At 35.0% G+C, this 20482-nt stretch carries 12 protein-coding genes; 9 read left to right on the forward strand and 3 right to left on the reverse strand.

Going from position 1 to position 20482, the window contains the following annotated elements:
- Positions 1-15: 15 nt before the first annotated feature.
- Positions 16-564 (reverse strand): hypothetical protein, encoded by a 549-nt coding sequence (locus HMPREF0391_RS05920; RefSeq protein WP_035109416.1) that lies wholly within the window; start codon positions 562-564, stop codon positions 16-18.
- Between the two features lie 314 nt (positions 565-878).
- Between HMPREF0391_RS05920 and HMPREF0391_RS05925 the strand changes: the two genes are divergently transcribed.
- The gene (locus HMPREF0391_RS05925) at positions 879-7790 is read left to right on the forward strand and encodes a G5 domain-containing protein (RefSeq protein ID WP_002836031.1); all 6912 of its coding nucleotides are present in this window, start codon (positions 879-881) and stop codon (positions 7788-7790) included.
- A gap of 112 nt (positions 7791-7902) precedes the next feature.
- On the opposite strand, the gene HMPREF0391_RS05930 is transcribed toward HMPREF0391_RS05925, so the two are convergent.
- Entirely contained in the window at positions 7903-8748 is an 846-nt protein-coding gene (locus tag HMPREF0391_RS05930) for a hypothetical protein (protein ID WP_002836032.1), read from the reverse strand.
- A gap of 174 nt (positions 8749-8922) precedes the next feature.
- Here HMPREF0391_RS05930 and rbsK point away from each other — a divergent pair, with 174 nt between their 5' ends.
- A complete protein-coding gene (gene rbsK, locus HMPREF0391_RS05935) occupies positions 8923-9801 on the forward strand; it encodes a ribokinase (RefSeq protein ID WP_035109419.1) in 879 nt (292 codons plus the stop codon).
- A 317-nt stretch (positions 9802-10118) separates the two neighbouring features.
- On the opposite strand, the gene HMPREF0391_RS05940 is transcribed toward rbsK, so the two are convergent.
- Complete coding sequence (locus HMPREF0391_RS05940; RefSeq protein WP_002836035.1) at positions 10119-11105, reverse strand: LLM class flavin-dependent oxidoreductase; 987 nt, start codon at positions 11103-11105, stop codon at positions 10119-10121.
- 199 nt (positions 11106-11304) lie between these two features.
- Between HMPREF0391_RS05940 and HMPREF0391_RS05945 the strand changes: the two genes are divergently transcribed.
- The 7 genes from HMPREF0391_RS05945 (at position 11305) to HMPREF0391_RS05975 (ending at position 20445) form a co-directional block, all read left to right on the forward strand.
- On the forward strand, positions 11305-12165 hold the full coding sequence (locus HMPREF0391_RS05945; protein ID WP_002836036.1) for a polyphosphate kinase 2 family protein: 861 nt from the start codon (positions 11305-11307) through the stop codon (positions 12163-12165).
- 16 nt (positions 12166-12181) lie between these two features.
- Complete coding sequence (locus HMPREF0391_RS05950; RefSeq protein ID WP_002836037.1) at positions 12182-13036, forward strand: hypothetical protein; 855 nt, start codon at positions 12182-12184, stop codon at positions 13034-13036.
- A 254-nt stretch (positions 13037-13290) separates the two neighbouring features.
- Positions 13291-14724: a UDP-N-acetylmuramoyl-L-alanyl-D-glutamate--2,6-diaminopimelate ligase gene (locus HMPREF0391_RS05955; protein ID WP_002836038.1), complete on the forward strand. Its 1434-nt coding sequence runs from the start codon at positions 13291-13293 to the stop codon at positions 14722-14724.
- Positions 14725-15404: 680 nt separating this feature from the next.
- Positions 15405-16550 carry a double-cubane-cluster-containing anaerobic reductase gene (locus HMPREF0391_RS05960; RefSeq protein WP_002836039.1) on the forward strand — a complete coding sequence of 382 codons (1146 nt, stop codon included), beginning with the start codon at positions 15405-15407 and terminating at the stop codon, positions 16548-16550.
- A gap of 188 nt (positions 16551-16738) precedes the next feature.
- On the forward strand, positions 16739-18199 hold the full coding sequence (locus HMPREF0391_RS05965; protein WP_002836040.1) for a flippase: 1461 nt from the start codon (positions 16739-16741) through the stop codon (positions 18197-18199).
- Positions 18200-18439: 240 nt separating this feature from the next.
- Positions 18440-19168, forward strand: a complete 729-nt coding sequence (locus HMPREF0391_RS05970) for a LytR/AlgR family response regulator transcription factor (RefSeq protein WP_035109425.1) — start codon at positions 18440-18442, stop codon at positions 19166-19168.
- A 155-nt stretch (positions 19169-19323) separates the two neighbouring features.
- Positions 19324-20445, forward strand: a complete 1122-nt coding sequence (locus tag HMPREF0391_RS05975) for a GHKL domain-containing protein (protein WP_196218485.1) — start codon at positions 19324-19326, stop codon at positions 20443-20445.
- Positions 20446-20482: the final 37 nt, after the last annotated feature.

Here is a 20482-nt window from a genome sequence, read left to right on the forward strand (position 1 = left end):
CCAACTACCAAACGACTAATTTAAAACGATGAAAAACAACAAAGTTGTACCCATCAGAAAGCCAATCGCACTCATCACAATCTTCACAATAGCAGCCGTTATCGTCGCCTTGTTCAAAAAATCGGGCTTAAATTTGTCATACATCACAATGCTGTACACAAAACCCGATATGACATTTACAATCACGCTAACAACCGGAATTCTAGTGTTAAACACAGAAGCCAAGACAATTGTAACCAAAGTGTACACACTAGCCTTCGCCAAAAATTCTGAGTTCGAAATCTTTGCCACCATATCTTTTTTTAAAAAACTAGTCGCAATCCAAAAACTCAACACACACGAAAAAGGTGACATGACAGTCTTCGAAAAATACGACAACGGAAGCGACAAACTCAGAAAATCCTGCGACGAATTCGGAGGACTAATCTTCATCCACAACATAAATGAAAGTAAACTAATAACTCCTGAAATAATCAGCGTGAACATCCACGCGCCCTGTTTCTTCTCTATTGTTTTAATATGTTTTTCTAAACGTGAAAACACTTCACCATAAAATTTTTTCATAAAAACTCCTCTTAATTTATACATTTATTATAACCCAGTACAACAAAGCATTCAATAAACAGATTTCATAAAATTAATCACTAAATACAATTTTAAAATAAAAGATTAACACATTACAACGTTTTGAATATAAAATGAATAAAACAAAAACAAACACGGAAAAAATTAAGCGGAAAAAGGGTGTTTGTTTGACGTTTGTATTCATTTTAAAGTATAATTTAAGTGTAGCAAACTAAATATTTTTAAACTACTAGTATATTTCAAAAATAAAATAAATTACAAAGGAATTACAATAATTTAAGGAGGAAATTGTTTTGAAAATCAACAAAAAATTACTCATGGCAGCATTGGCCAGTGCAGTAATTGTATCGGCACCACAATCGAAAACATTTGCCGATAAGCAAACAGATAGCTCACAAGCTGTCACAGAAAAATTAATTGACAATCAACTTGCAAAAGCAAAAGAATCTGCTGAACAAAAAAATTCAGAAAAAGCGCAAGCAGAAACAGCAGCAAACGCAAAAGAAAAAGCGAACGCAGATGAAGAAAAACAAAACCAACAAGAAAGCTCGAATATAAAATCAGAAAAGGAAATCAATTTCAAAAAAACAGGCTTCGGATCACAAGCATTAAATCATCCCGCACAAGCAACGGCAGTAAGTAATGTGGAAAATGAAGCAGATAATTCTGGACTTGAAGTGTCTGATGAAAAACCTGCAGAAGCACAAAAAGCTGAACCAGCTGAGCCAAACTATTCTGAAGACGAAAAGAAGGTAGGAAACTACCGCGAAAGCCAAATGGAACCAGGCCAAGTAGATGAAAATGGCGACCTAGTTTCCGGTGGTCCAACTCATACTGAACCAAATAGTCCTGATATGGACTTTAAGGACGGAGCTCGCTACAAGACCCTAGAACCAGGTGGTGATAGTCCAGACAAGAAAAAGTTTGGTATTGAAATAGAAATCGACAAAGAAAAGGGCCAAAGGACCTATACGGAGATTGGCTTTACCAATTCTGGACTTCTTGGAGGAGTACTTGATAATGGCTCTAACCCAGCAAATGATGAAGGGAAAGAGCTTGCTGATGGCTTCAAAGACCCTAACTACAAGGCTGAAGCTGATCTTGATATAACGTCTTCAGGAAAACAAAGGAATGTGAATATTTGGGCTAGTGAAGAAGACCTAAAGCATATCAATAACACAGCTAATGACAATACCACCATGGCTTGGCAAGGCAAATACAAAGCTGATAATCCTAATGGTCTGAAAGCTACTCAAGGGAATAGTGCTAGCTTTATTTTTACAGTCAACCCATGGCCAAATGAAAATGACAAACTCCAATTAATTAAGCTAGAAGGAGAGTACAAGGACAAGGTCTTTGTCAAAGGCCAAGAAGTAGATACAAAGATAAAAGTAGAAAACCTAGATGACAATGCCAAGGGAAGACTAGTAGGCCAAGTTTATAATCCAAACACAGGCAAGGTCGTACCGGGAGCCAGCGCCTATATTGACGAAAATGGTATTGTAAAGGTAAAAATGCCTAAGGGCGCCCTAAAACAGGATGCAAGTGGCAAGTATGTAGTAGATGAAGAGTCTATTTTTAACACAGCTGACTATAAGGGCATCCAACATCTAGATGTCAGATTTTTTGCCCGTCCTAGAACTAAAGCTGAGTTTGAAAATGTAGCTTCTAAAAACAATGAATTTACCAATGGTGATGCGAAGTATACAGAAACAGGTGCAGGTACTGCTGACATCAACCATAAGGGAACCAATGTCACAATCGACAAGCAAGGCATCGACCGCTACGACCACTACAACCTAATTGGCAAGTTTAACCTAAACCTTGATGATACAAGACACTATGACCAAGATTTCAAAGATCAACAAGGAAATAAACTCGATGAACATACTTCAACAAAAGTAATTCCTGGTGAAGACTTTAGTGTCGAGATACAAGATCCGGCAGAAACCGGAGGTATCCAAAAAACCGGTGCAGAGATGGACGGTGCTTATAGTCGTGGAGAGGCCTCAGGTAAACTAAAAGCAGAATTTCTTGATATAGCCAATAAACAAATTGCAGCAGATCTAGGAGTTGACTATAAGGAATTTATAACTAGCGATGAATATGCAGATAAGCGCTGGGTTATTGATGGCAAGTCAGATAATATTTCAAAATTTACAATCAGAGCCCCAAAGCAAGCTAAAGCCGGTGATTTCTTAGCCCTACCTGTAGAATACACTTACACAAATGGTTCTACAGACACCCACTGGTTCCACTTTGTTGTTCAAGAAACTAACAATAATAGACCAGAGTATTTGGCAGAAGTAGGACCTCAAGGAAATACCTTGGTTAATAATCCTATTGTTCCAAAAAAAGAACAAGACTTAAAGAAAAACCAACCAGAATCCTACGAACTTATTGGAAATACTTTTAAGGATAACAAGGGAAATGTTTGGAATGTATCTATTGACCAAAAAACAGGTGCAGTAACAGCGACCCTTCCTACAAATCTTCCAGAAGGTAAGGAAATAAACGGTGGAGAAAAACTAACAGTGCCTGTCAAAGTAAAATATACTGACCAGACTACGGGAGAGGAAAGAACTGAAGAGATTAAGGCTCAATTTATTGCTACAAAGCAACACAAGACTCAAACTAGTGAAAAATTAACATCTGAAATTCCTTTTGAAACTAAAGTTGAATACGATCCAAATCTTCCGGAAGGATATTTCCAAGAATTCCAAGCTGGTCAAAAAGGAGAGCTAACTACAACATTCATCCAAGACACATTAAATGGGAAAAAGGGTCTTTTCCAAACTGATGGTACTTTTATTGAAGGCGATAGAAAAATAGAATCTACAGTTACAAGAGAAGCGACACCAAGAATTATTAAAATTGGTACGATGCCATCTTCAACTACAATTGAAATTCCATTTGATACGGAATATGAAGTTGATGACACATTGGCAGCAGGGGAAACTAAAATTGTAAACGATGGTGAAAAAGGCGAAGTGACTATCACCACATCAAGGGAAAAAGATGGCTCGGTAACAATAAATAAAGAAACGACTAAAGAAGCTAAAAACAAGAAAATAAAAATCGGTACAAAGACTCAAGGGCAAATTGTCGATACAGACAAGATTCCATTTAAATACAAGGTAGAGTTTGATCCTGACTTCTACAAAAATTATCCGGACGCTACTGAAAACTACAAGATTGTAACTCCAGGAAAAGAAGGAGAAAATACAAAAACTTGGACTATTGTCAATTCAGAAAAAGTTGGAGATCCAGAAGTTAAAATAACAGATCCAGTAGACGCTGTAATTAAAGTCGGCCAAAAAGACTACAATGGTACTGTTACAAATACAGTCACAAAAGAAATTCCATATACTGTAAAAGTAGTTAAAAACCCAGAGCTTGAAGCTGGAAAATCTAATGTTAAGCAAAAAGGTGTAGCCGGTTCAAGAACTTACGAATACACTGGTGAGATTGTAAATGGAAACTTAATAGAAGGATCTACATTTACAGAAAAAGAACTCATTGATAAGTATGTTGCACCAAAGGAAGAGATAATCGAAATTGGTACAAAACCAGCAGATAATCAAGTAGACGTAGAGAAAACTGTTGATGTTATTGTTGAATATGTCTATGATTCTACAAAAGAAAAAGGCTATAGAAATATTGAAGACCTTGTACCAGGTAAGGTAATAACAAAAATTGTTAATAAATATAATCCTGAAACAGGTAAAATTGAATCTAAAGAAGAAACTACTGTGATTCCAGGAACAAGAAGGGTTACTTTTGGAACGAAAGATTTCAGTGGAGAATATGAAGAAGTAAATAAGAATATCGTACCTTATGAAACGAAAATAGTTTTTGACAACACTCTTGCAGCTGGCGATAAAATAATTACACAAGCTGGTGTAAATGGGGAAACAGTTACTAAAACCAAGAAACATTTAGTAAATGGTGAAGTAGTAAGAAGTGATGACCCAGTTACTGAAGAAACTAAGAAAGTTCAAAACCAAATTATCAAAGTCGGCACAATGACTGAAGGTAAGCATTCACACGAAGAAAAGATTCCGTTTAAGTATGAAATCGAATATGATTCTAACTTAAAGGCTGGAGAATATGTAGTTGATGTTGAAGGAAAAGAAGGTTCAAGAACTACTGAATGGACTATAAAAAATTCTGAAGTAGTTGAAGGTTCTGCAAGTGTAACTAAAGAAGAAGCACCTATTAATGCAAAAATAAGAGTTGGAAAGAAAGACTTTACTGGCAATATCAGTCATGAAGTTACAGAGAAAATCCCTTATGATGTAAAAATCGAAGAAGATCCAACTATGATAGCTGGCATAAGCAAAGTAGTTACAGAAGGTAAGGCCGGATCTAAGACAACCAAGTACACTCAAGGAATTAAAAACGGCGAAAAAGATGGAGATCTTCAATCTGAAGTTACTGCTGAAACAAAACCTACCCAACAAGTTATTAAAGTAGGCACAAAACCTGCTGAAAATAATAAAGACTACTCAAAAGAAGTAGGTGTAAAGGTTGAATATGTATATGATTCAAGCCTAAAGATGGGTGTGTTCAAAGACGGTGGATTAACACCTGGTAAGGTTGAGACAAAGATTGTAAACAAATATGACCCAGCAACAGGGAAAATAACAACTACTGAAGAAGAAATTGTTACAGAAGCAGTTCAAAAGATTATTGTAGGTACACAAGACTTTACTGGAAAATATCCGTATGAAAGCACAACAGAAATTCCATTTAAAGTCGTAGTTAAGGAAGATCCAAATCTTGCTAAGGGACAAAGTCGTGTAGAACAAGAAGGAAAGGCCGGGTCTAAGACAACTTACTACGAAATAGCTATTAAAAATGGAGAAAAAGTCGGGGATCCTGTTAAAATTAAGGAAGTTGAAAATGATCAACCTCTAGACCACATTATCTATGTCGGTACTGCAGTTGCAAAAAGCTCAACAGTAAAAACTGTAGATAGAGAAATACCTTTTGAAACTGAATATATCTATGACGATACTATGGATGCAGGAAGTGAAAAAGTAGAAAGCGAAGGTAAAGTTGGTAAGGAAAAAGTAACTATTACTACAAAAATTACTGACGGTACTGGAGAAACTTCTGAAGAAACTACGACTATCACTGAAAAAGAGGATAGAAAAGTTAGAATTGGTACAAAAACAGTTACAAAAGTTGTAGAAAAAACATTCAACACAGAATATGTTTATGATGAAAACCTTGAAGCTGGAAAGACTGAAGAAGTAACTCCAGGTAAAAATGGCAAGGTTACTATTACAACAACTTATGACCAAGACCAAAAGAAGGTTGTAACTTCTGAAACAGAAGAAAAAGGTCAAAACAGAGTTATCAGAATCGGTGGTAAAACAAATGGAACTCACACTTATACAAATAAAAAACCATATGAAGTAGAAATCAAAGTAAATCCTGAACTTAAGAAGGGCGAACACAAGGTAATTCAAAAAGGTGTTGAAGGTGAAGAAGAATTTACAGTAACTATCGAAAACTCTAAAGTAACAAAAACTTCAGAACCAAAAGAAACAAAAGCACCAGTTAAAGAAATTATCGAAGTAGGTAGTGATGACTTTACGGGTACTTTTGAAACTAAGAAAACAAAAGCAGTTGAATTTGAAACAGAATATATTGTAGATGAAACTCTAGAACCAGGTAAAACAGTAGTCGATAAAGAAGGAAAACTTGGTGAAGAAGAAATAACTGTAACTCATACTATAGTAAATGGAAAAGTAACTAAGTCTGAAGAAAGTAAACCAGTACAAACAAAAGCTCCAGAAAAGAGAGTTGTTAGAGTAGGTAAGAAACCTTCTGAAGGCGAAACTAAGAATACTATCGAAAGAAAAATTCCTTACGAAACTAAGCTGATTTATGATGAAACATTAGAATCTGGAACTCAAAAGATTGAAAACGAAGGAAAAGCTGGTAAAGAAGAAGTTACTATAACTCAAAAGATTAAGGATTCTAAACCAGTAGGAGACCCAACAGAAACTACTAAGACTATCACAGAAAAAGAAGATAGGGTAGTTAGAATTGGTGTTAAACCAGTTGTAAAAGAAGTTGAACTTGGTCACGATACTGAGTACAAACACAATCCAGAGCTTAAAGAAGGCGAAACAAAAGTAATCGAAGAAGGTTCTAAGGGTTCTGTAAAATATACTACTAAATTCAACAAAGAAACTGGTAAGTTAGAAGTTACAGAAGAAAGAACTGAACCAACTAATAAGGTTGTAGAATATGGTTCTAAGACTGATGGTGAGTTCAAGTACGAAAGCGAAAAAGCTTACGACATCATTATTAGAGAAAATCCAAATCTTGAAGCTGGAAAGACTAATGTTATCCAAGAAGGTAAGCCAGGTAAAACTGAAACTACTGTTAAGATAGAAAACAGCAAGGAAGTTTCTAGAGATACAAAGACAATTACAGAAAAACAAGATAAGATTATCGAAATTGGAACTAAGAATGTTTGTGAAATCCCACCAGTAAATCCAGATAAACCAGTGGATCCAGACAAGCCAGTAGACAAAGATCCAGAAAATCCAACAAAGCCAGGAGAAAAGGATCCAGAAAATCCAGACAAACCAGGAGACAAAGATCCAGAAAATCCAGACAAACCAGGAGACAAAGATCCAGAAAATCCAGACAAACCAGGAGACAAAGATCCAGAAACCCCAATAAAACCAGGAGACAAAGATCCAGAAAATCCAGACAAACCAGGAGACAAAGATCCAGAAAATCCAGACAAACCAGGAGACAAAGATCCAGAAAATCCAGACAAACCAGGAGACAAAGATCCAGAAACCCAAATAAAACCAGGAGATAAGGAACCAGAAAATCCAGAAACACCAGGCGAAAAACCAAATGAACCAGGTACACCAGGTGAAACTCCAGAAGAAAATGGAAAAACTCCAGAAAATAATGGAAAAACTCCTGAAAACAACGGAAAGACTCCTGACAATAACAGTGGAGATTCTCCAAACAAACCAAATGAAACACAAAAAACACCTGAAACTACTGAACAAGGAAAACGCAAAGAAAAAGCAGACACTCCTAATAGAGAATCTGCCGGTAAATTGCCAAAAGCAGGTAGTGAAAGTGAAATCATGATGCTATCAATGTCAGCATTGATGACAGCAGCTGGATTTGCAGGATTGAAGAAAAAACGTAAAGACAGATAATCTTGAAAACAAGATAAGTCTTATACAATAATCAAACAAAGCCTAACTCGTGAGAGCTAGGCTTTTTTGAATGCACACAAAAACCCGACCTCAATAGAGATCGGGTAAAGTTTTATCTAATCATATTTGAAAAAGAATTATAAATTAAAATTCCAACCAAAGCTACCAACAACATTTCCAATACAAATACGATAACTTTGATTACGATTTGTGCGATGAATGATTTCAAACCAACCTTGAAGCTGTCCTTTTCCAAATACAAATCTAGGAAAGTCGCAGAGTAAGCTACCATTCCAGTGAAGCAGCCGATAATGCTACCGATAAATCCCAATGGCGTAAGTATGAACATAAACAATCCATTAATTATCGAAAACACGCCGCCCTTCACATCTCTTGTGCAAGGAGGTGGAGTTGGTCTCATGTGTTTTTTCGTAAACATGTATATGAATCTTGTCATCACGTAGTTGATTAATGGTACTAAAATCAAAGTCATAATCGAAATCGTAGGTCTGTGGAAAACTTTCGACAATTCTCCAAGTGAACCTTGTGTTGTAACGCTAACCCACACTGCGCTAGTCAAAGCGGCGATCAAACCTGATGTCAAAAATGAATATATGATTCCGTGTTTTGTCGAAGCGTAAAAGTCGTAGATTTTGTCAGCATATACACTGATGAATTTTACGCATTTCAAATACCAATCAGGTGAATCGTTTTGCTTGTAGTTTTCATATTCTTCGTTATCTTCTTTTCGTTCTTTTTTAGTATATTTTTGATTAATTTCTTCAAAATAATCGTCATTAGATTTTGTGGATTCTTGTGCCCCAGTAACATCTGACACCTTGTTCACATCATCATCTTCTACAGGTTTTTCTTCAAAGTAATCGTCAGGTTGAACAATCTTTTCATCCGATACATAACTTTTGAGATTTGATTTAAAATCTTGTTTCTTATCGTCCATGGTTTCCTCCAATTAATATTCTTATTTAATAATATACCCAATTGAAAAATATTAATTCATTTATTTAAAACTGTAGAAAAGTTTTTGTCTGAATTACAAAATCCGATTTGTATTGTATAATATAAGATATATTATGAAAAATTCTGAGAATTTGTGCAAAATGAGGAGAGATTTATGTCAATTTTAGTTATAGGAAGCGTGAATGTAGACACTACATATAATTTGGAAAATTTCCCAAAACCAGGGGAGACAATATCGTCACTGTCAAAGAGCAGATCTGTCGGTGGCAAGGGAGCAAACCAAGCGATTGCTTGTCAAAAACTCGGCGGAGATGTGAAGTTTCTTGCGTGCGTGGGAAATGATATGGACGCTGATTTTATTTTCGAACATATGCGTGAATACGGCGTGGATACATCGAACATAATCAAAAAAGATGTCGACACGGGAACTGCGCTAATAAATGTGGACAAAACTGGTCAAAACGAAATAGTTTTGGATCATGGGGCAAATTATGCGATTACAATTCAAGATATCGACGATAACATCGAGCTTTTGGATGAGTGCGATATTTTGATTTTGCAAATGGAAATCCCGCAAGAAGTGAACGAATACGCGATTAAAAAAGCGAAGGAAAAGGGAGTTTTCGTGATATTAAACCCTGCTCCAAGTGAGTTTGAAGTGGAAGATATATTGGACAAAGTGGATTTGTTTGTGCCTAATGAAAATGAAATTTTGAGATATTCTAGCAAAAATAATTTGAAAGAAGCAGCAGATGAATTGCTGGACAAAAATGTCGGCTCCGTGATAATAACATTGGGAGAAAACGGATCTGAGTATTTTTCAAAAACAGAACACATCAAACAAGATGCCATCAAAGCGAAAGTCGTGGACACAACATCTGCAGGTGACAGCTACATCGGAGCGATGGCAGTCATGCTCGATCAAAAAAAATCCATCAAAGAAGCGATGGAATTTGCCACAAAAGCATCATCAAAGACAGTAACCAGAAAAGGATCGGGAGAATCCATCCCAACAATAGATGAAATAATGTAAAACTTTCAGGATTTTCCTGAAAGTTTTTTATAGAGAAAGCAAACCGTTAGTAGATAAACCATCATACACGAATATCTAGACTTCAAAAATTAACAAATTCTAAGCTCATGAAACTAAAATCGCAAGCACACTTCGTTTACGCGGTGCGATTTCTTAACGTTTCATTTCGCTTGAATTTGGAGTAATTTTTTCCGTATGATATTCTTTGTATGATTGGTTTACTACTTTAATTATTTCGCATTTCAGGAGTCATCTCCTGATTTTTTACGAAAACCACAAAACCATCCAGAATTTTCTGGATGGTTTTTCAATAAATTCTATTCGTTCAACGCCAAATCTTGTATGATTTCGTAGTTTTCTTTTAATAATTTGAAATCTGGAATGTAGGATGCGGCGATGATTTCGTCTGGGTTGTATTTTTGTTTTATTTCCATGAATTGATCTTTTACAGAATTCACATCTCCTTCGATTCGAAGTCCACGGGCAGTTCTTATCATGAATTTTTCGATTGATGTGAGTTCTGGGCTGTTGTTAGGGTCTGCTTTTAAGAATGCATCTCTGTTGTTTCTGTTTTGGATTTGCAAGAATATGGAGATGGCTTGTTGTTTGATGTGTTCTGCGGCGTCTTTTTCGTAAGCTGCGTTTGCAGATACTCCAAGCATTACGTATGGTTTGTCCAAATATTTTGATGGAGTGAATTCTTCGCGGTAGATTTTGAGTGCGACTTCAACTGTGTTTGGCGAAAAATGTCCTGCGAATGAATAAGGTAGTCCCAATTGTGCTGCGATGTGAGCTGATGTCATGGAGCTTCCTAAGATATACACTGGAACGTGTGTGCCAACTCCAGGGTATGGGCGTACTTTGAAGTTTTCCGCTTCATCTTCAAAATAACTTAAAAGTGTTCTGATGGCTTCTTTGAAGTTATCTTCCTTGTAAGTGTCTCTGTAGATTAATTTCGCTGTTTCGATGTCTGTTCCAGGCGCTCTTCCGATTCCCAAATCAACTCTTTCGGGATACAATGTTTCAAGCGTTCCATATCTTTCTGCAACTTGGAATGGTGTGTGGTTTGGAAGCATCACGCCACCTGCTCCGACTTTTATTCTTTGTGTGTTTTCTAAAATATATCCGATAATCAAATCTGTTGCTGAGCATGAGATTGATTTGGAGTTGTGGTGTTCTGCAACCCAATATCTTTCGAAGTTTTGTCCGTCAGCCCATTTTGCAAGTTCCAATCCACGATCGATGGATTGTTTTGTTGTTTCATCTATAAATCTTGGTATTAAATTGAGTATTGATATTTTCATAATTGTTCCTCCTTTTGGTTAATATGAATTTATTATATAAAATCGTGATTGTCAAATAAATTTCACATAATACTAATGTGATAGTAAACTATTGAAGAAAAATTGAACAAATGATATAATTAATTCAATGAATGAAATTGTTTTATTTTTACCCGATTTGGATAAATATATAGTAACGATATTAAAAAGGAAGTAAGTTATGGATATTAAAAAATACAGGGTAAAACCTAATAAAAAAGTTGATTTGGAAAAATTTAGCACTAAAAAAGACGATTCTTATTCAAAAGAAGAAGTGAAGGAAGAAATTCTTCCACAAAATTTGGAAAAGATGTTTGAATTTCAGGAAAAATTATACGCTGAAAACAAGAGGGGAATTTTGGTTGTGCTTCAAGCTATGGATGCTGCAGGCAAGGATAGTTTGGTAAAAAAAGTGTTCACGGCGCTTAATCCTGCGGGCTGCAAGGTCACAAGCTTCAAGCAACCTTCCACAGAAGAATTGGATCACGATTATTTGTGGAGAATTACAAAGGCAACTCCTTCTTATGGAGAGGTTGGGATTTTCAACAGATCACACTATGAGGATGTTCTTGTAACCAGAGTTCACAATTTGGTTAACAAGAAAAACGACGATGATTTTTGGAATAAAAGGTTCGAAGATATCAATGCGTTCGAAAAATATTTGGACAATAATGGTATCAAGGTTGTGAAGTTTTTCTTGCATGTGTCGAAGGACGAACAAAAAGAAAGACTTTTGGATAGGATTAACTTGGATGAAAAACATTGGAAGTTTGCAGCTAGTGACATTTTGGAAAGAGAAAACTGGGACGATTATCACAAGGCTTATGAAGATATGTTGGAGCATACTTCAACTGATTATGCACCTTGGTATGTAGTTCCTGCGGACAACAAATGGTTCACTAGACTTTTAGTGAGTGAGATTATGCTGGATTTGTTCGAGCAATTGGACCCACACGTCCCTGAACTTTCCAAGGAAGAAGAATCGCAACTAGACAAATGGAAGAAAGTTTTGATAGAGGAAGATGAAAATAACGAGAAATAATTTGTAGGAGGAGAATATGTCAGACGATAGAGATTACAAAAACTTTGAAAACGACGACAGCGAATACACAAACGACGGGAATTATTTTAACGAAAAGGAAAATGTGAAGGGCGGTTTTAGTGAAGATAAGGACAGTTATTCCGACAGGGAAAGTAATTATTTCCAAGCTTCCCAAGAAGAAAATTATTCTAATACGAAACAAGATCACTACGAAAAAACTGACGACAGCTTTTTCTTCGAAAATCAAGATGATGAAGAAGAATACATTGAAGATTACACTCAAAGAGATAGCTCCGGTTATGCTGGTTTCTGCCAAAATATTTTCTCAATGTTACATGGACTTATTGAAAAATTCAATAAAAAAGGTGCATTCGTAATTTTATTCTTGTTGTACGGAGTGTTCACGTTTGTGGCATCAGTCGTACAATTCAAGCTTCACCCAGAACAAGCACAACAATTGGAACAAGTAACAAAAACTGGATTGAATCCAATAACATATACTATTATTTTGGCTGTTATATCAATGTTTTTCTACTATGCAGTGTGTAGAATTATATTCCATTTCACTAAAAAGGACATTTCACCAGTTCCAAATCCTGTAGAAAGAGACACAAGACTTGGAGTGTATGTAGCTTGTGAAGCGTTGATTAACATTTTGTTGATGGCACTTCCAACAACATTCCTTCCTTCAATTGTAGGCATGATAGTTGGAGTTGTCTTGTATTCAGCAGTATTCTACGACAGAATTTCTGATGAAAGAATGCTTGCCGTTGGTGTGAAATCAGCGATAGTAAGTATTGTCGCAGGACTTGTGTTTGGACTTATCATTGGAATCGCAGCAATAGCAGTTGCAGTAGCTGTTATGAAATAAAAAATTTGTAGACTGATCACTTGGCTAAGCTTGGTGGTCAGTTTTTTTGTGACAATAAAAAAAGCCCTCTCCGTGGTCCGCATGTAGTTAAACTACATTAAGCGTGGAGAGGTTCTGTTAAGATTATTATAATATTTTTGATAAAAAAGTCAATTAATGTGAGAAAAAACAAGTTAGTTTATGAGTAAAATTTGCCAAAACAATCGACAGGTGTTATATAATAATATATAAATGAAAACCAAAGGGGAAAATAAATGAACTTAACTGATATTATAGATAAAATTGATTATATAGATTACACTAAAAACAATGACGATGAGATTACAAATGTGACGAATGACTCCAGGAAAATCGAAAAAGGTGGTGTGTTCGTGGCGATTTCTGGGATGGAATTTGATGGACACCGATTCATCGATAAGGCGATTGAGAATGGCGCAAACACTATTGTAATAACTGAAGATGTCACACAAATTGACGGCATCAACTACATCAAAGTCGACGATGCAAGGATTGCTCTTGCACAAATCTCAAATGTGGTGTGTGATTTTCCATCCAAGAAGCTTCGCGTGATTGGAGTAACTGGGACAAATGGCAAAACGACGACATCTTCTATGATTAGTCATATTTTGGAACATTTGAACTCACCATGCACAAACATTGGTACGAACGGAACTTTTATCGCGAAAGAAAAATACGAAACGCCAAACACGACTCCAGAAATCTCAGAAATCGACAAGATTTTGAAGCTTTCGGTGGACAAAAAAATCGACAACGCTGTAGTGGAATGTTCCAGCCACGGATTGTATTTGCACAGACTAGACGGGATTGATTTTGATGTGGCTGTGTTTAACAATTTATCGATGGAGCACATGGATTTTCACAAAAATATGGAGAATTACTTCGATGCTAAGATGATTTTGTTCGAAAATGCCAAGAAAAAAATCGCAAACGTAGATGATGAATACGGAAGAAAAGCTAAGGCTAGGTTTGAAGACACATACACATTCTCACTTGAAAATGAATCTGATTTTAGAGCAGAAAATGTCGAATTGATTGATGGCAAGATGCATTTTGAAATCAAAAACGTGAAATTCGTACTGAACAGATTTGCACTGTTTGATGTGTACAATGCGGTGGCTGCGATTGCTGCTGTGAATTTATTGGGATACGAATTGGAAGATATCGCCAAAGCTTTGGAAAGTTTTACAGGCGTTGAGGCGCGATTTGAATTCGTCAACAACGACAGGGGGATAAATATTGTCATTGATTTTGCACACACTCCAAAAGCGTTTGAAAATATCTACAAATCTGTGCCAAATGACAAACGCAAAATCGCAGTTTATGGAATGAGTGGCGACAGAACTCGTGAAATCAGACACGAAGTTGGGAAGATTTCTGCTGAAAACAACGTGTTCTCAGTGGTGACAACTGACGATCCAAAATTCGACACATACGAAAACATTGCAGATGATATCGTAAGTGGTATTGAAGAAGCAAACGGTGAGTTTGTAAGAATCAAAGACAGGAAATCTGCGATCAAACATGCGATTGAAATGGCTGATAAAGGAGATTTTGTGCTACTTTTGGGAAAAGGACAAGAAACTTTCATCAAGCTCAAAGGAAATGAAAAGACACCTTATTCTGAAAAAGAAACAGTCAACGAAGTGTTGGATGAATTGAAGAAATAAAGAAGCAGTAAAGATACGAACATATCTTCAATAAAAGCAAAAATAGACACCGATACGAACGAATATCTAGACTACAAAAATTGATAAATTCATCGCTTGTGAATCTAAAATCGCAAACTCGCTAACGCTCAGACAGTGCGATTTTTTAACGATTCACTTCGCTTGAATTTAGTGCAATTTTTTCCGTATGATATTCTAACCGTATCGGTTTGTCTATTTTATTTCACTGAAATACAATAATTGCCATAGGTAGTTTGAAAAAATACAAAGCAGATTACCAGTTTTGCTAAGAACTTTGATTTGTAAAGCCAAAAACATCGTAAAAGAGCGAATCATTCGGAAAAAATTGTTTTAAATTCAATCGAAGAAATCCGTCTAAAATTTGACCGCGTAAGCGAAGCGTGCTTCAAATTTTAGGATTTCGAGATTAGAATTTGTCAATTTTTGTAGACAGATGAGCGATTTACGAGTTTTTGTGTTTTCTGTATCGTAGTCTAGATATTAGCGCAAACTGGTTTTCTGCTTTTTGGTTGCAATTAAAAGCCACAAATCTTCCTTATTGTCCTCAAATCATACATAAGAGGGGGAAGGGAGGTCATTTATAGGGAAAATCTATAAATAACAATTATCATTTTGATATATTGGCGATTAAATGATATTATTTGTTACGAGGTGATTAGATGGTTGATTTAAAGAAGGAATTACCAGAAGTTTTTAACGATTTTGCAGATAGTCGTAAAAATGCTTTTTTGAAGGTAAAAGAAATAAAGGATAAGAATATTCCTATTATAGGAATTTTTTGTACGTTTTTTCCACAAGAGTTAGCTGTTGCAGCTGGCGCTACTTGTGTTAGTTTGTGCGCTACAAGTGACGAGACTATTCAAGATGCTGAGAGGGATTTGCCTAAAAACTTATGCCCACTTATCAAATCTTCTTATGGTTTTGCGTTGACTGACAAGTGTCCGTTCTTCTATTTTTCTGATTTGGTTGTCGGAGAAACTACTTGCGATGGCAAGAAGAAGATGTACGAATATTTGGGAGAATTCAAACCAGTTCACGTGATGGAGCTTCCAAATAAGAACACTGAACAAGGTATTATTTTGTGGAAAGAAGAAATCAGAAAGATGATTAAGACTATCGAAGATTTATTCGGCGTTGAAATCACTGAAGAAAAATTGAGACATGGAATTGAAGTGAAAAACGCTGAGAGATCAGCTGTAAAGGACTTCTATTCTATAATGAAGGCTGATGATTTGCCAATTACAGGTGGAGAATTGTGGCATGTTTTAAATGGTGTGCAATTTGATTTTGATAAGGAACAAATTCCACAAATGCTTGAAGAATTAAAAGCTAGGGTTATGTCTGAACACAAGCACATCAATGGCAAGCCAAGAATTTTGATTACTGGTTGTCCTATCGGTGGTGCGACTGAAAAAGTTATCGAAGCTGTCGAAAACAACGGTGCAGTTGTGGTTAGCTACGAAAACTGCGGCGGTGCTAAGGCTATTGATGAAAATGTAGATGTTGAAAATCCAGATATGATTGATGCGATTGCTAGAAAATACATGAACATCGGTTGCGCTTGTGTGAGTCCAAATGAAAACAGACTTAAATTGTTGGACAAATTAATCGACGAATACAAGGTTGACGGAGTTATCGACATGCATTTACAAGCTTGTACTCCTTACCAAGTTGAAGGTTTGTCAATTAAGAGATTCTGCAACGATAAGAAGAATGTTCCATACATTGCTGTAGAAACTGATTATTCAAAATCAGATATCGGACAATTAAATACAAGAATTGGAGCTTTTATTGAAATGTTATAACATTTTTTGAAAAATGTGATATAATAATTTCAGCAAAATCCATACAGGTATTACCTGGAAAATAATCGTCATTGTTTTGAGGTGACGGTTATTTTTTTGTTGGAAATTTTGAAATGTTGTAATAATCTATCTAGCTAGGTGTGATACAATATAGTAAGTATAAATTTTGCACATAGGAGAGGAAAAACTTGGCAAAGCAAAAATCACTTAAATTAAACGCAATGCTTAATTTAATCAAAGTTGGGCTGAGCGTTGTCTACCCGTTGATAACTTTTCCTTACGCTACGAGAATTTTGCAAGTAGCAAACATGGGAAAGGTAAGCTACGGGGATTCAATTATTAAAATATTCATGCTGATTGCGTCTCTTGGAATTACCAATTACGCAGTCAGAGAGGGTTCCAAATACAGAGAAAACAGAACGAAACTCAATCGATTTTCGAGGGAAGTTTTCTCCATCAACTTGTTATCAACGTTGATTTCTTATATTTGTTTATTGATATTCTGTGTAGTTTCTGTGAAAATGCACGATTATGCAACGCTTGTTTTCATTCAAAGTTTGAGTATAATCTTCGCGACGCTTGGAGTTGAATGGGTCAATGCAATCCACGAGGATTATTTGTACATTACAATTAGAAGTATCATAATTCAAACTATTGGTGTAATTTTACTATTTTTCGTAGTAAAAACTCAATCAGATTACTTAAAATACGCAGGCCTTACGGTTTTCGTAAATGGTTTGGTGTGCGTTTCGAATATGTTACATGTGAGAAGATACGTAAGTTTGAAACCAACACTCAAACTAAATCTGAAAAGACACTTGAAGCCTATCATGCTTTTCTTTTCAAACAGCATCGCAGTTTTGGTGTATGTCAGCGCAGACATGACAATGCTTGGCTGGATTTCAGGAGATTTTTACACAGGACTTTATGCAGTAAGCGTGAAGGTGTATTCTGTTGTAAAGCAAATGCTAGGCGCGATTTATATGGTTACAATTCCAAGATTATCAAAAGCTGCGACATTGGATGACAAGACAGAATTCAGACATTTGTTAACAGAAATCTCAAGTTTCTTGCTATTATTAATGATACCAATGTGCACAGGACTTGGAGTTTTATCCAAAAATATCGTCTACATTCTCTCTGGAGAAAAATTCATTGCGGCGACACTTTCGTTGCAAATTCTAGCAGTGTCAGTGTTTTTTGCAATAACAGGTGGTGTAATCACAACGTGTATGAACGTTCCATTGGGAAAAGAAGCGTTGAACTTAAAAGCGACGACGATATCGGCGTTCGTAAATGTAGGATTAAACCTAATTTTCATACCACTTTGGCAACAAAATGGTGCAGCAGTGACTACGGCGATTTCGGAATTAGTAGTAGTTCTCGTGTGCTTATTTGAATTCAAAGAAGCGAGATTCTATTTCGAAATGGACAAATTATTCTACACAGCGAAATTCGCAGTCGCAGGTGCGTTGTGGATACTTTTGACAAAATTTGTAGTTACAAAATTTATCACACACTACACACTTAACTTGTTGGTGGTATTTTTCATCAGCGTCATAGGCTACACATTGATATTGTTCTTCGGAAAAAATGAAGTATTTATCGAAACATTGAAGAAAACACCACTTAAAAAATTAGTAAAATAAATTATGAGAGCATCACGTGATGCTCTTTTTTGATTGCAACAAAACGCAGGACATTTACACTTGATATGGGAATCACTAAAAATAGACAGCCGCTCTTTTGTTTGAACAATGCAATAAAATGAGATTATAATGACAAAGTTTGTGTTGAATTTGAAAATTGAATTTTATATAATAAAAAAAGAATGACAATGAATCAATAGTGCAAATTGAGTACATAAAAAACTTATGTTAGGAGGCACAATGAATATAGCTATCTGTGATGATGATCTCAAACATATAAATTTAATAGAAGATATGATATATGATTTATCTCAAAAATTAGATAATTTTAAACCTGATATAGATGCTTATTTAAGTGGCGAAGAACTACTTAGATTGATAGATGTGAAAGATTTTCCATCTATTTTATTTATAGATGTTGAAATGCCAGGACTTAATGGAATTCAAACGGCTAGAGAACTCAGAAAGCTCTCCGAACAAGTTTTGATAATTTATGTTACAAGTTACGAAACTTATACCTTGGAATCTTTTGAAGTTAGACCTTTTCGATATTTGTTAAAGCCTATTGATACAAAAAAGTTTGCCAGAGCTTTTTATGATGCTATTGAATACATAAATAATTCCAATAGTTATGTATTTTTTAAAAAAGGCAAGGATCACATTCAAATAGATAGTTCGTCTATAATATCTATATTCTCGGAATCGGGAAGAAAATTAAGGGTGAAAACTAACAATGAGTTAGATGACGAAGTATTTTATGGGAAAATCAAGAATATAGAAAAAGAACTCAATCCTTTAAGTTTTGTTAAGATAAACAGCGGAACCATTATCAACTTAAAAAGAGTCAAGATTTTAAACGCTCATGAGGTAATAATGATAGATGGTTCAATATTACCCATTAGTAAAAACAGAAAGAAAAGTGTCATTGATTTGTATTCTAGTTTTATTTCTAAAGAGGTCGGAATATGAGTATCACAGCTATTAAAATTCTGGTTACATTTTTAGTTATCGTGCTTTTGCAAACGACTATTTCTTATGTTTTTTTTAATGAATATTTTATCAATATAAGGAAAAATAGTATTCTATTCTTCAGCTTTTTTATTATCATACTTCTGGATAAATTCATGGGAAATTCTACTTTTCTTAAATTGTCGTTTTTAACTGTCGCAAATCTGGCTATCTCATTTATGTTTTTTGATGGGACAGCTTACAAGAAAGTATTTTATGTCATCAGTTTTATTTGTAATTTCACTTTATACGAAGTTGTTGGACTAAGCTTTTCGTATTCAAGCATATACAAGGATTTTTTTGGCATAGATTTTTCTTTTTATTACATAATTTTGTATTTAGCTTTTTTGATATTGTTTTATGTGTACATAAAATTCATAAAAGATGGTAGTTACGAAAATTTTGACTTAGACAATACTGAATATTTGATTCTTACTATTGTATTTCTTTGTAACCTTGTAATGCTCATGGTACTAGGAGATTATTCTTATAAAGTAAGTATTGTTTTAATATTCGTTGCGATTCTTTCGGATTTCTGTTATGTTTTTTTTCACAGGAAAATCAAAGAAAAGAATTTGATTCTGTCTAAATATCAAGTTGTAGATGAACAAAACAAAATCCTAAAAAGAGAGATAGAAAATGAGGCAAATTTTAGGAGATTAAAACATGACTTAAAAAACACTTTGCTTCAGGTTGATATGAATATCAAAAGTGGTGACACTAATCTTGCTATAGCTCAAATTGAAAATATAGTCGGACAAAAATTGGATTATCCAACTTATCTTAGTGGATTGACAGAGATTGACTATCTATTAAGCATGAAAATTCAAAAAATGGAACAACTAAATATAAAACATAAAATATCACTTCAAATCCCAAAGGACTTAAATATCAAGGAAATCTCAATAGATTTGTCTGCGATAATAGGAAATTTAATAGATAATGCTATTGAGGCGGTTGAACGACTTGGAGATGTTGACTCACCGATTATAATAAAACTGATATATCGAGATGAAAAAATATATGTATATACTGAAAATCCTTCTGAAAAACTTGAAGAAGATTTCTCGAAAGACTTTATAAAGTCTTCAAAATCGGATAGATTTGGAGTTGGGATAAAGAGTATAAAGTTGCGTTTAGAAAAATTAAAAGGATTTTATAATTTTAAATATGAAGATGGCTTTTTTAAAGTTTTGATTATTGTACCTTGTAAACTGCAAAATCAAAGCTCTTTATAAAAATTTGAAGAATTAAACGAGTATTGAAAATTAGATT

Origin of the sequence: Finegoldia magna ATCC 53516 (genome assembly GCF_000159695.1) — a bacterium.
In the GTDB taxonomy this organism is placed as follows: domain Bacteria; phylum Bacillota; class Clostridia; order Tissierellales; family Peptoniphilaceae; genus Finegoldia; species Finegoldia magna_F.

Coding starts and splice junctions, on each gene's coding strand:
- rbsK (WP_035109419.1), top strand. CDS start 8,923: ATGTCAATTTTAGTTATAGGAAGCGTGAATGTAGACACTACATATAAT.
- HMPREF0391_RS05940 (WP_002836035.1), bottom strand. CDS start 11,105: ATGAAAATATCAATACTCAATTTAATACCAAGATTTATAGATGAAACA.
- HMPREF0391_RS05975 (WP_196218485.1), top strand. CDS start 19,324: ATGGGAAATTCTACTTTTCTTAAATTGTCGTTTTTAACTGTCGCAAAT.
- HMPREF0391_RS05950 (WP_002836037.1), top strand. CDS start 12,182: ATGTCAGACGATAGAGATTACAAAAACTTTGAAAACGACGACAGCGAA.
- HMPREF0391_RS05970 (WP_035109425.1), top strand. CDS start 18,440: ATGAATATAGCTATCTGTGATGATGATCTCAAACATATAAATTTAATA.
- HMPREF0391_RS05960 (WP_002836039.1), top strand. CDS start 15,405: ATGGTTGATTTAAAGAAGGAATTACCAGAAGTTTTTAACGATTTTGCA.
- HMPREF0391_RS05945 (WP_002836036.1), top strand. CDS start 11,305: ATGGATATTAAAAAATACAGGGTAAAACCTAATAAAAAAGTTGATTTG.
- HMPREF0391_RS05930 (WP_002836032.1), bottom strand. CDS start 8,748: ATGGACGATAAGAAACAAGATTTTAAATCAAATCTCAAAAGTTATGTA.
- HMPREF0391_RS05955 (WP_002836038.1), top strand. CDS start 13,291: ATGAACTTAACTGATATTATAGATAAAATTGATTATATAGATTACACT.
- HMPREF0391_RS05920 (WP_035109416.1), bottom strand. CDS start 564: ATGAAAAAATTTTATGGTGAAGTGTTTTCACGTTTAGAAAAACATATT.